This is a genomic window from Paenibacillus sp. OSY-SE, from assembly GCF_000283315.1.
Lineage (GTDB): Bacteria > Bacillota > Bacilli > Paenibacillales > Paenibacillaceae > Paenibacillus_B > Paenibacillus_B profundus.
Genome location: NZ_ALKF01000172.1, coordinates 15541 through 27707 on the forward strand (window position 1 = coordinate 15541; position 12167 = coordinate 27707).

At 46.6% G+C, this 12167-nt stretch carries 11 protein-coding genes; 9 read left to right on the top strand and 2 right to left on the bottom strand.

The annotated features are described in order from the left end of the window. Positions 1 to 83 precede the first annotated feature (83 nt). Positions 84 to 1964, top strand: coding sequence for a molecular chaperone HtpG (gene htpG / locus A372_RS0110920; RefSeq protein ID WP_019420883.1), 1881 nt, complete (start codon positions 84 to 86; stop codon positions 1962 to 1964). A gap of 590 nt (positions 1965 to 2554) precedes the next feature. After that, complete coding sequence (locus A372_RS33745; RefSeq protein WP_019420885.1) at positions 2555 to 3115, top strand: hypothetical protein; 561 nt, start codon at positions 2555 to 2557, stop codon at positions 3113 to 3115. 378 nt (positions 3116 to 3493) lie between these two features. Here the strand turns inward: A372_RS33745 and A372_RS0110940 are convergent, their stop codons facing one another. Beyond that, positions 3494 to 4813 carry an XRE family transcriptional regulator gene (locus A372_RS0110940; RefSeq protein ID WP_019420887.1) on the bottom strand — a complete coding sequence of 440 codons (1320 nt, stop codon included), beginning with the start codon at positions 4811 to 4813 and terminating at the stop codon, positions 3494 to 3496. Between the two features lie 417 nt (positions 4814 to 5230). Between A372_RS0110940 and efeO the strand changes: the two genes are divergently transcribed. Genes efeO through A372_RS0110955 form a run of 3 tightly spaced genes read left to right on the top strand, consistent with a single transcriptional unit; the run spans position 5231 to position 9246 of the window. Next, positions 5231 to 6118, top strand: coding sequence for an iron uptake system protein EfeO (efeO, locus tag A372_RS0110945; RefSeq protein ID WP_019420888.1), 888 nt, complete (start codon positions 5231 to 5233; stop codon positions 6116 to 6118). A gap of 3 nt (positions 6119 to 6121) precedes the next feature. Then, positions 6122 to 7438, top strand: a complete 1317-nt coding sequence (efeB, locus tag A372_RS0110950; protein WP_019420889.1) for an iron uptake transporter deferrochelatase/peroxidase subunit — start codon at positions 6122 to 6124, stop codon at positions 7436 to 7438. A 29-nt stretch (positions 7439 to 7467) separates the two neighbouring features. Further along, positions 7468 to 9246 carry an FTR1 family iron permease gene (locus tag A372_RS0110955; protein WP_036703943.1) on the top strand — a complete coding sequence of 593 codons (1779 nt, stop codon included), beginning with the start codon at positions 7468 to 7470 and terminating at the stop codon, positions 9244 to 9246. A gap of 290 nt (positions 9247 to 9536) precedes the next feature. On the opposite strand, the gene A372_RS0110960 is transcribed toward A372_RS0110955, so the two are convergent. Further along, positions 9537 to 10106, bottom strand: coding sequence for an SLOG family protein (locus tag A372_RS0110960; protein ID WP_019420891.1), 570 nt, complete (start codon positions 10104 to 10106; stop codon positions 9537 to 9539). Positions 10107 to 10314: 208 nt separating this feature from the next. Here A372_RS0110960 and A372_RS0110965 point away from each other — a divergent pair, with 208 nt between their 5' ends. The 4 genes from A372_RS0110965 to A372_RS39535 all read left to right on the top strand — a co-directional run bounded on the left by A372_RS0110965 (position 10315) and on the right by A372_RS39535 (position 12128). Beyond that, on the top strand, positions 10315 to 11166 hold the full coding sequence (locus A372_RS0110965) for a DUF6612 family protein (protein WP_019420892.1): 852 nt from the start codon (positions 10315 to 10317) through the stop codon (positions 11164 to 11166). 81 nt (positions 11167 to 11247) lie between these two features. Then, positions 11248 to 11592, top strand: coding sequence for a DUF6612 family protein (locus A372_RS0110970; protein ID WP_019420893.1), 345 nt, complete (start codon positions 11248 to 11250; stop codon positions 11590 to 11592). A 41-nt stretch (positions 11593 to 11633) separates the two neighbouring features. Beyond that, the gene (locus tag A372_RS0110975; protein WP_019420894.1) at positions 11634 to 11849 is read left to right on the top strand and encodes a DUF6612 family protein; all 216 of its coding nucleotides are present in this window, start codon (positions 11634 to 11636) and stop codon (positions 11847 to 11849) included. Positions 11850 to 12023: 174 nt separating this feature from the next. Continuing rightward, positions 12024 to 12128 carry a hypothetical protein gene (locus A372_RS39535; protein ID WP_443146835.1) on the top strand — a complete coding sequence of 35 codons (105 nt, stop codon included), beginning with the start codon at positions 12024 to 12026 and terminating at the stop codon, positions 12126 to 12128. Positions 12129 to 12167: the final 39 nt, after the last annotated feature.

Below are 12167 nucleotides of genomic sequence, written 5' to 3' on the forward strand. Positions count from 1 at the left end.
TAAGCACAACTACAACAAGCTTATATACTATACTCACATACATTTTTCATTACTTTTTAAATTGAAAGGAGATCTATTCATTCATGGCAAAAAAACAGTTTAAAGCAGAATCGAAAAGATTGCTGGAAATGATGATTAACTCCATTTATACGCAGCGAGAAATATTTTTACGAGAGCTCATTTCCAATGCCAGCGACGCAATCGACAAAATATATTACAAAGCGCTAACTGACGATCAATTGGTGTTCGACAAAGAAAATTATTACGTCAAAGTAGCTGTTGATAAGGCAAGCAGAACATTGACCCTCTCCGATACGGGTATTGGCATGACGAAAGAGGAGCTTGAAAATAACCTGGGGGTTATCGCCAAGAGCGGCTCGTTAGCATTCAAGAATGAAAATGAATTGAAGGACGGGCACAATATCATTGGTCAATTCGGGGTTGGATTCTATTCCGCTTTTATGGTGGCGGATGTGGTTACGGTAATCAGCAAGGCTCTGGGCAGCGATGAGGCTTTCAAGTGGGAGTCCAAGGGCGCAGATGGGTACAACATTGTGCCGTGCGAGAAAGATTCCGTAGGTACCGAGATTATTTTGAAAATCAAAGAGAACACCGAAGATGACCAATATGATGAGTATCTGGAAGAGTATCGCTTGAAATCGATTATTAAAAAATACTCTGATTTTATTAGATACCCTATCAAGATGGATGTGAAAGGACAGAGACCTAAAGAAGACAACGAAGATGAGCTCGAAGAATATCAGGAAGAACAAACCGTAAACAGCATGGTTCCGATTTGGCGGAAAAACAAGAATGAGCTTACACCAGAAGATTATGAGAATTTTTATGTCGAAAAGCGTTACGGCTTCGACAAGCCTATTAAGCATATCCATATCAGTGCCGATGGCGCTGTCGTATACAATGCAATACTATTTATCCCGGAAAATACGCCGTTTGACTATTACACAAAGGAGTATGAGAAGGGGCTAGAGCTGTATTCCAATGGCGTGTTGATTATGAATAAGTGCGCGGACCTGCTGCCTGACTATTTTGGCTTTGTCAAAGGAATGGTGGATTCCGAGGACTTATCTCTAAACATTTCACGCGAGATGCTGCAGCATGATCGGCAATTAACTCTCATCGCCAAAAACATTAAGAACAAAATCAAAGGTCAATTGCAAAGCTTGTTGAAGGATGAAAGAGAGAAGTATGACCAATTTTACAAATCCTTTGGCAGACAGTTGAAATATGGGGTATACAGTGATTACGGAACTCATAAAGAAGTGCTGCAGGACTTGCTGATGTTCTACTCTTCCACAGAGAAGAAGCTGGTCACGTTGGATGAATACGTATCGAGAATGCCTGAAGATCAGAAGTATATCTACTATGCTTCCGGCGAATCGATTGATAGAATCGAGAAGCTCCCGCAGACCGAGCTGGTAGCCGATAAGGGTTATGAGATCTTGTACTTCACCGATGATATCGATGAGTTCGCGATCAAGATGATCATGAGCTACAAAGAGAAAGAATTCAAATCGGTATCGAGCGGCGACTTGGGAATTGAAGCGGATGATAATGAAACGGATTCCGATGCGGAAGAAAAAGACAACAAAGAGCTCTTTGATGATATGAAAAACATTCTGACCGACAAAGTGAAAAACGTCAGAGCGTCGAAGAGACTGAAATCCCATCCGGTCTGCCTCTCTACCGAGGGCGAATTGACGATTGAGATGGAAAAAATATTGAAAGCAATGCCGAACAGTCAGGATGTAAAAGCGGACAAGGTGTTGGAAATCAATATCAATCATGACGTATTTAAGTCTTTGAAGGACGCTTATGAGAACGACAAGGATAAGCTTGCTCTCTATACCAACCTGTTGTACAATCAAGCGCTGCTGATCGAAGGACTGCCGATTAGCGATCCGGTCGAATTCACAAATGATATTTGCAAAGTAATGGTGTAGTGCAAGCTGATAAATAAGTAGCGAAAATAACCCGTCTCTGGCGCAGCCCAGGGCGGGTTATTTATTGTTTATATATGTCACTCTAAAGGATCTTCCTCCGAATATTTGCAATGACTTGATCATGTTCAATCAATTGCGCGCCTTCGGTAACTTGCTTTTCTGCAACTAATAGCTTGGATTGCAATTTGATGCGGGCCTCCATACGCCGAAATGTTCCGTGACTCATAACAACCAGATCGGCTTCTCCGTTACGTGTAAGCACGACCGGTTCGTCAAGTTCATGACAGTATTTCGAAAAACCGTTGTAATCCCGCCGAATCGTAGTGGATGGGTTACATTTGCTGTAAATTTCATGTGCGTGCTTGAACCTCAGTGAGCGCTCTCTTTTTGCGGGACTCATTGGTGAGGCTGTTTGCGGAAAAAAAGAGATTATCTTAATTGATGGCGCCTATAAATCCTCTAGGAAGTGAAGTATTCTCTGTGAATACTAATTATGCTATTCACGAGTAGTACATAAATTTAATCAATGGAGGGATATATTTGAAACCAATAAAATGGAATAGATTAACAAAAAAAGCTTAGCCCTTGGCATGATTGCATTCACAACCATGTTTGGGACCATCGTACCTGCGCAAGCGAATCAAGCGCCTGCAGCGGCGACACAGCTCAGCAAATGGTCGCTAGGTGTGCTCAATGAGGGAGAAAAATATGGTGTTTTCCCGATCGCCTGGTATTACGATGGTTTTCAAGAGCAAATTTCGCAAGACAAGCTCCAATCCTTATTAGAAGCTACCTCTAATAAATTGGCTAGTTTAGGACTCAAAGTAAAGTCGAATTTATCTTCACAAACTTTTAAAACAGATATTACTAGAGAAATAGTCATGAATTCTCTTTACAACGTGTTGGCTCAGTATAAATTGCCGGAAACGCTGGAAATCGATAAGCAGACACCTTTAGATTATTTGCAAAAGAGAGGTATCGTAACCGGAACAGGCAATGGCCTTGAACTTGAAAAGTCGTGTACGGTTGAACAAGCCGCCGTAATCGCAAGCAGGCTTATTAAAGATACGTATGCGGCGGTTGGAGGAGGAGCCAAAGGACTGCTCTGGAAAGTATCGAACGGCAACAATACGTTATACCTGCTAGGTTAAATTCATATGGGCACCTCGGCGCTTCCGATCACTCTCCCCTTGGATCAGTAACAACGATTCTCGTATGTCTCGGGCGCCAGGCTGCTTGTTCAAATCAGTAAAAGAATGATGAGAGAGCGGAAACCAACCAGCGGACTTATAAAGATATGGATACGGCGAAGGTTCTCATTTGCCGACAAACAATTGAGTTCCAGAGAATGCTTGCAGATGATGAGATGGTTATAAAGGTTATTCCGAAAGCGAATATCGGTAAGAATAAAGAGGGATTTTTACGAACAAACGAGTAGGCAAGGTGTAATTCGAATGACCGTAGGATAGAGCTTTTTAGTCGTAATCTTGATCCGGTTAATCCTTAGCGTGTTAGTTCATATAAAATTATCAACTGCTGTTATGCGTTACAGCCAATCGTTGAGCCTCAACAATATATGTATCCAAAAGTTGACTAAGCCGAACAACATACTCGTCGGTAAGTTCTTTTCTATCGTTTACTGCTTCAAATAACTCTTGCTTTACTTTTCCTACACATTCATGCTCGTTAATATGATCATTGACTCTAGCATATCTCACAGCACTATCGATATAGCTGTCAACTGCATTCTCAGTATCGTTATTCATGAAGTGGTAATCGCCTTTTAGTTTGTAAAACCGGGCTAAATCAGATTTTTTATAGGGGGTATGATACGGCATTGTGCTTAGTCTTTCTTCGAATTCCAGCAACTTTTGAATTGCGGGGCGATTTTCAGTTTTTAAGTACAAGATAAGCAACTGAATTACGATATGCAGCATCGCGCTCTCTTCGCAATTCAACAGGCACTCTTCAAGCTGAGATATAGCAAAATCAGTATCTCCCTTTTTTGCATGGAGCAACGCCTTACTGAACTTGACGTAATCTTTTACTTCGGGATATGAATACTTGCTATATCGATTTAAGTACTCCTCGAATAAGTCATAACGCCCTAAATGAAAATAACAGTTATACAACGTTGCAATCGAATTCGCCATTAATTTGTGGTCCGTTGTATGTTCTTTGACGACTTTGCTGCATAAATCAATGCTGTCTTCAAATAACCGCAGATTATAAGCATGAACGCCTAACTTAAAGTATAGCGTTACTCTTTCTTCAGCAGACAAAAAATTTGCATAGTACAACACATATTTCCCTGATTCATAGGTCGATGCAAGCTTGGTGAAGTCATCTCGTTCAATCAGATATTGTTGGAGCAGTGCCTTAGCGAGGTAAGGCTGGATGCCATGGGTCCGGCTATATTCAATGATGAGCTTGTACAAAGAAAGCTGAGTAGAAGGCGAGTCCATAATTGTACCCGTGAATTTATACAGTTCTTCAACGAGCTCGTAGCTTTCCTTTTTTTCGTCACGAAGAAGCTGAGCGGCAATCTTTGTGGATAGTGACGGATAGCTTATGACCGTTTTTTTGAGTATAGGAAAGAGTACATCAGCTCTTCGTTCAACGGAAAGGTATAATTGTACAATGTCTGGAAATGGAATGTTATAGGTGCTTGCCAGGGTATGAATCGTTTTAAAGTCGGGACGTTTTGTTTCCCCGTTCTCGATTTTTGAAATTGTACCTTTACTGACTCCAGTCAATTCCTCCAGCTGGGCCATTGTTAAATTGGCCTCTTGTCTGCGTGTTTTGATGAAATCGCCAATGGTTGTGAACTGCAGCAACTCAGACTTCATTTCATCACCCTCTCAAATCTATAGGATATCGCATAACAATAATACCAAATATTCCCTCACAAGTGAATAACCACTGGTCAAAATTATCTGTCTAATACCGTCATAGCTTGTCATTGGAGTGAGATTCCTCTGAATGAGCCTCTCACAGTTTCGACTTCCTTTTTCCACTCTCCCCGTCATTCAGACGATACTCCCATCGTGTGTGACCCTTCGTATCTTTTGCCCAATCTCCCACATTGTCAGGAAAGAATGAAAACGTTGAAAAGCATATGCCTATTCGTGTAGAAAGCAGGGCATTAAGTGGCCAATGGTATGTTAGTTGTTAATTGTTAGCTTTCCAGCCTTCTCAAGTGTCTTTCTGAAGGAAGGGGAGAATGAAGCAAAGGTGTTGATGAAACAGATCACTGAGTGTCTCATATGAATTTCCGTAATGCCATCCCTGCCGCAGTTTTTGCTGCAACTCTGCTTGTATCCGGTTGTGGCTCCGGATCTGGCGCAGATGATAATAAAGCCGTATCACAAACGCCTGATCAAACGGCACCTTCCAACACGGCGGCTGATAACGCCTCAGGGAATAAAGAAGATTTCAAGGGTGCGATTGATCAATATCGTCAATATGTGGTCGAAGAATGCGACGAATTCGTAAAATTAACAGGTGAGTTTACAGCGGCCGTCAAATCCGGTGATATTGAAAAAGCGAAATCTTTATATGCTTCCGCTCGCATGCACTATGAACGAATCGAACCGATTGCGGAAGCGCTGGGGGATCTCGATCCGAACATCGATGCCCGCGAGAATGATGTGGAAGAACAAGAGTGGCGCGGTTTCCACCGGATTGAGAAGGCGCTCTGGGAACAGAAGACTACAGATGGACAGCAAGAGTATGCAGATCGCTTGTTAAGTGACGCGAAGCTGCTGCGCGCCAAGGTGGAAACGGCCGAGATTGATGCTTCATTGTTAGTGACAGGAGCAGTCGAGCTGTTAAATGAAGTGTCTACCTCCAAAGTGACGGGCGAGGAGGAAAGATATTCGCATACCGATCTGTATGACTTTGCAGCGAACGTAGAAGGCGCCCAGAAAATCTATGAATTGCTGAAGCCGCAGCTGGAGAAGAAGGATGCAGAGCTTGAGAAGCAGATCGGCGCCAGATTTGCGGCATTGAATAATGAATTGGCTCCTTTCAAAAAAGGAGATGGCTACGTATCCTATACAGAGCTGAAACAGGACGAGGTGCGCAAGCTGAGCCAGAACCTCGATGCATTGGCCGAACCGCTGTCCAATATGGGGAAATTGCTGGGAGTGTAAGCGATGAGTAAGAAACAACAGGGAACTAACGATCATGGATTAAGTTCAGAGCATAAAGGCTCCGGCAAACAACTAAGCCGGCGGGAGCTGCTGAAATTAGCGGGTGTCGGCGGTATTGGCTTGATGCTGGGCGGTACTGGTGTAGGCAGCATATTGTCTGACACGGGCGGCAAGAGTCAATCCTCTTCTGCTGCAAACGGTGGCTCCGCCAAGGAGTCCATTGTGCCCTTCTATGGTTCTCATCAAGCGGGAATCGCAACACCTGCTCAGAATTTCCTCTGCTTTGGTTCATTTGATCTGACTGCTTCGTCTTTAAGCGAGGTGCGGAAGCTGTTCCAAGCGTGGACGAAGGCTGCAGCCGCCATGACATCCGGCCAGATGATAGGCGAGATCAATGACAATCCCAATATGCCGCCCTCGGATACCGGTGAAGCGGCGGGCCTGTCTCCGTCTCGAACGACGATCACGTTTGGCGCAGGGCCGTCATTATTTGATAGCCGGTTCGGCCTGGCCGGCAAGCGGCCTGCCGCTTTTCCGGATCTGCCCGTATTCCGCGGGGATGATATCCAGCCGCAATGGTCGGGCGGAGATCTGTGCGTTCAAGTATGCGCAGACGATCTTCAGGTAGCCTTCCACGCGCTGCGCAACTTGGCTCGAATTGCGCGTGGAACGGCCGTGCTGCGGTGGACGCAGGACGGCTTTCAACGTTCTGGCCAAGCCGATACCTCCGGGGGCACGCCGCGCAACCTGATGGGATTCAAGGATGGAACCGGGAATCCGGATACAACGGATGCAGCGAAGATGAATGAGACGGTATGGGTTCAGCCTGGGACAGGCGCATCTTGGATGGAGGGCGGCAGTTATATGGTCGTCCGCCGGATACGGATGCGTATCGAGATATGGGACCGTTCCACTCTGCAGGACCAGGAAGTGACCTTCGGACGTTATCGAACAACGGGCGCCCCTCTCGGCGGCCAAGATGAGTTCGACCCTCTTGATCTGGAGAAGCGCGACGCCTCAGGCAATCTGGTCATCCCGGAGACGGCACATTCCAGATTGGCGCACATGGATGGCAAGGTGCAAATATTGCGCCGCGCCTTTTCGTATTCCAGCGGTATTGATGCGAAGACCGGGCAGATTGATGCGGGCTTGTTCTTTATCTGCTTCCAGCAAGATCTGCGCAAGCAGTTCATACCGATGCAGCATAAGCTGGCGGCCGCGGATAAGTTGAATGAATATATCGTGCATGTAGGCAGCGCCACATTTGCCTGCTTCCCCGGAGCTCGTGAAGGAGGATATATCGGGGAGACGCTCTTTTGAACATGCATTTATTAGGAAGGAAGGTCTCCATGCGTTGTACGCACAGTGGAATCATTAGAAAAATGATAGCCGTACTTATCGTAAGTATGTTGCTTGTACCGGCGGAGTGGTCGGCGGCAGAAGGGGCTAGCTCCCCTGTTGACCAGTTGCTGCCCTTAGTCGGGGGAGCACTTGTTGAAGCCGGGCAGCAGAATTGGGAGATGGCTTCCAAGGAGCTTGAGCAGTTCGGCCAATTATGGAACGGTGTCAAATCAGCCTCCGGGTTAACAAGCGCCATCGATTCGGAGTTGGCTGCGGCGGCTGATGCTGTGCAGCAGAAGGATCTGAAGCAAGCGAAGGAAAGCTTGTCCGGATTGGCCAAGAAGGTAAATGAATATGTGGATGGCACGCAGGAGCAACAAGCCAAGCCTTCCGGCAAGGACGTTGCCGAGATGCTGCTAGGCATGGTGAAGAAGACTCATGACAGTCTGAAGCAGGGCGCAATCGAGCAGGCACAGAAGGATTATCGGACTATCGTTAACGACTGGAAGAAGATTGAGAATCCGATTCGCAATGATAACTTTACGGTATACAGCCAGCTTGAGACAAAGATGACATTGATACGGGTTGCTCTGCAAGCCGAACCTCCCAAGCCGGAGCAGGCAGACAGTGAATTGACGCAATTAACTTCGGTGTTGAAGGATTACACAGCCGGGAAGCTGGACGGAGCCTCGGACTCCACTTCAGGCAGTCATCGCTTGACGGATGCCATTGCATTGCTGCAGCAGGCGGATCAAGCTGTAAAGGCGGGAGATGCTGATCTGGCTTCGCAGCATATGCAAGCCTTTATCACGATGTGGCCGTCAGTTGAAGGCGAGGTATCCATCTCATCTGCAACCGTCTATACGGATACAGAGAATCAAATGTCGGAAGCACAGGGCTATTTGCTGTCGAGCCCGCCGAATCTGGAGAAAGCGCAGGATGTTATCGGCCAGATGAAGCAAGCTTTGGAGCCGATAGCAAGCACATCCTCTTATACAGCTTGGGATGCTGCCGTAATATTGCTTAGAGAAGGCTTGGAAGCAATTTTAGTGCTTGCCGCTTTATTGGCCTATGTGAAACGAACGGACAACAAAACGGCACGCAACTATATATGGGCCGGTTCAGGCGCTGGTCTCGTTCTTAGCGGGGTTTTTGCGATTGTGCTGACCTATGCGATTTCGCAAGCCGCATCAGGCAGCGCGCGCGAATTGATCGAAGGCATCACGGGATTAGTAGCTGTCGTGATGATGCTAACCATCGGGAATTGGCTGCATAGCAAGTCTAGCATGGCGTCATGGAATGCTTATATTAGCAAGCAGGTAGATGGCGCTTTAGCCAGAGGAAGCCTGTGGTCTCTGTTCGCGGTAGCGGGACTCGCAATTTTGAGGGAAGGCGCCGAAACAGCCATCTTCTACATCGGCATGGCGCCGTCTATCGAGCCGCTGCAGCTGGCGATTGGTATAGGCGGGGCATTGCTCGCGCTCGTCGTCCTTGGTTTCGCTATCATTCATTTCAGTGCGAAGCTGCCGATTCGGCCGTTCTTTATGGCGGCTACCGCGCTTATCTATTATTTGGTGATTCGCTTCTTGGGCGAGAGTATCCATGCTTTGCAGGTGGCAGGGAAGCTGTCTGCCCATAGTCAGGCAGGACTGCCTTCAATCGGATGGCTGGGGGCTTATCCGACCTGGGAGACATTTGTGCCGCAGCTTGCAGCTTTGCTGTTCATTATGTTCATGCTTCTGCGCGGGTCTTTGGGCAAAGGCAAGCAGCAGAAGAGTATGGGTTAGTTAGAAGGCTGCTAATTGCAGACTGCCCTCTAACACAAAGGACGGACCGGATCCGTCCTTTTCCCTTATCTTGCATTGGATTTCATCCAGTTAAAATGCAATAGGTAACTCCCAGTGACAGGTTTGATTGGAAATGATCCAGTGTTTTCGCTCCATTCATCTGTTATAGTTAGAAAGGAGTCACATCCACTGGACAAAATGCAGTCTGCAAGCCGTTTAGCTGCTCCATCCGCACATTTGACTGTACGTTTTCCAATGGAAACTACCTCGACCGCAGGCAACAGGGCAGCTCAACTCATATATTCGCCGAATTCATAGCTCTGCTCCTCATCCGCGATGGCCTGAATCTCTTCCGAGCCGATATTCAAATAGATATAGCCGTCTTGCGCCTGCTTTTTCAGCGCGCGTTCCTTGACGAATTTGGGACTCGCATCGCCGGCGTCTTCATCATAGACGAGCAGAATGCCGTCTGTTTTTCGGAATAACAGCTCATCCCGGGCGACGAACTGCCATTTTCCGATATAAGGCCCGTTGCTCACCGCTCTATAGTAATCAACCCCTTGCAGGATTTGCTCGAAATACGTTTTTTTCTCGTCGCTCCATTGCTCCTCCGGTTGGCTGTAGGCCGTGATGATAGAACATTTCAAATGCGGATACTGCGCCTTCAGCGAGATGGCTGCTTCGCATGCCCATAGATCGACCCCGTACTGGCCGGGGGTGATGACCCATTCCAGCCCTTCTTCCAGCAGGGGGATCAATCTGGCTGCAATGGCTTTGCGGATATAGGGGATTCCTTTATGTTTATTGCCGTAAATACCGAGCTCGTGCGCGCGGTAGCCGGTAATCAGAAGATTTTTCACACCGAAATTCCTCCACTTATACAATAGTAGAACGCTCTATTTAGTATTATACCTTTGTCGAATAAAGAATGTTAACGCACGGAATATAGTTCGAATAGACCATATATTCAGGACCTCGATTTTGCCTACTTGGGTCTAAATTCCCTGTTACGTCCCCTTGCCAATTGGTTAATATGAGTAAGAATACAAATCTTAGGGGGACAATCGCTTGAAGAAGTGGACAGCAGTATTATTATCAGCAATTTTGTTACTAGGAATCACGGCATGCGGCAACGCGAAGGAAGCAACAGGGGGGAATAACACGGCTGCCGAACAACCGGCGGGTGAGACTAAAGAGACCGTGGCGGCGCCGACCGTAGATGAACTGATTCAGAAGACAACGGATGCCAGCAAAGACTTGAAGAGCTTCTCTATGGACGCTCAAATCAAGCAAAATATAACGGTAAGCCAAGGCGACCAAAAGCAAGAGCAGAAGGTCGACATGCAGATGAAGACAGACATGACCAAAGAGCCGCTGAATATGTACCAGGAAATTAAAATGTCCATCCCGGATCAAGGGGAACAGGATATTAAGCAGTATATTACGCAAGAAGGCATTTACTCGCAAGTCGGCGGAGCATGGACGAAGGTTCCGGACGAGATGAAGGATCAATTGATGGCAACCGTTGAGGCATCTGCCAAACCGGAGCAGCAGTTGGAACAATTCAAATCGATCTCCAAAGACGCGAAGGTGTCGGTTGAAGGGAACGAATATGTGCTGTCTGCCGATTTGTCTGGGGAAGGCTTGAAGGAACTGGCCAAGTCCCTAATGAGCCAATCGGGCAATGACCCGCAAACGGCTGCTTTGATGGAGCAAATGAACATCAAAAACATCAAAATTATGTATGGCGTGAATAAAGATACGTATTTGCCTACGAAGTCCGACGTCAACATGACGATGGACATGGAGCAGGATGGTCAAGGGATGTCTTTGGAGATGGTACTGACAAGCACTTTCTCCAAGCATAATGAAGTCGGCGAGATCAAAGTGCCGCAAGAGGTGCTGGACAGCGCCAAGTAAGACAGACGACACCGTCGGATCCTCTGGATTCGGCGGTTTTTCTCTATTACACCCTTTTACAAATCTTAGGGGGATAACCGCTTGGAAAAATGGACAGCAGCATTATTGTTAGCCATATTGGCACTAGGAATCACTGCATGTGGCGGCGCGGAGGAAGCAACAGGGTGGAATACCACGGCTGCCGAACAGAAGGAGGCGACGCCGACCGTAGATGAATTGATTCAAAAGTCAATGGAGGCTGGCAAAAGCTTGAAGAGCTTCTCTGTGGAGCGTCATATGAAGAAAGATGTGACAATTAGCCAAGGCGACCAAAAGCAAGATATGAAGTTCGGCCGGAAGAAAGATAAAGATCGATCTGAACAGAGAGCCGTTGCAAGTGTATCAGGAATTAATCATACTCGGTCAGAATCAAGATTTTGCACTTAAGCAGTATGCTGTCAACGGAAGAGGGTAAGGAAGCGGCAGCTATGATGGATGAAATGAACATTCAGCGCATCAAAATATCGCAGAGGGTAAATAAAGAAACGTATTTGCCTACGACGTCGGACGTGAACATGACGATGATCATGGAGCAGGGCGATCAGACCGCATTTGTTGATGTGGTGATGTCAGCTGCTTTCTCCAGACATAATGAAGTCGGCGAGATCAAAGTGCCGCAAGAGGTATTGGACAGCGCCAAGTAGGACAGATGACATATGACACCGCCGGATTTCTGGATTCGGCGTTTTTTTGTACCGATTTTTTTCGTGTCGTAATGCTTTTACCCTGTTCGTTCCAGTATTAATGAGTGATGATAGAAGCATGAATTGCTTTGCTGTGCAGCAAAGCGAGACTTCATTTTATAGGAGAAGATAACGATGCCTATTGTTCAAGTCAGGTCCACGAACCCGGATCTTTCTTTTATGATCAAGAAAAATCCGAAAAGCGTTCTTTCACTCATGACTTCCGTCGTGAGAGTTTGAACGCTTTTGCTCTAATTATTCTCAAATGCGTTCATTTTT

Excerpts from the sequence above, each read along its gene's own strand:
- A372_RS39535 (WP_443146835.1), top strand. The coding sequence starts at position 12,024 with ATGCCTATTGTTCAAGTCAGGTCCACGAACCCGGATCTTTCTTTTATG.
- A372_RS0110955 (WP_036703943.1), top strand. The coding sequence starts at position 7,468 with ATGCGTTGTACGCACAGTGGAATCATTAGAAAAATGATAGCCGTACTT.
- efeO (WP_019420888.1), top strand. The coding sequence starts at position 5,231 with ATGAATTTCCGTAATGCCATCCCTGCCGCAGTTTTTGCTGCAACTCTG.
- efeB (WP_019420889.1), top strand. The coding sequence starts at position 6,122 with ATGAGTAAGAAACAACAGGGAACTAACGATCATGGATTAAGTTCAGAG.
- htpG (WP_019420883.1), top strand. The coding sequence starts at position 84 with ATGGCAAAAAAACAGTTTAAAGCAGAATCGAAAAGATTGCTGGAAATG.
- A372_RS0110975 (WP_019420894.1), top strand. The coding sequence starts at position 11,634 with ATGATGGATGAAATGAACATTCAGCGCATCAAAATATCGCAGAGGGTA.
- A372_RS0110940 (WP_019420887.1), bottom strand. The coding sequence starts at position 4,813 with ATGAAGTCTGAGTTGCTGCAGTTCACAACCATTGGCGATTTCATCAAA.
- A372_RS33745 (WP_019420885.1), top strand. The coding sequence starts at position 2,555 with ATGATTGCATTCACAACCATGTTTGGGACCATCGTACCTGCGCAAGCG.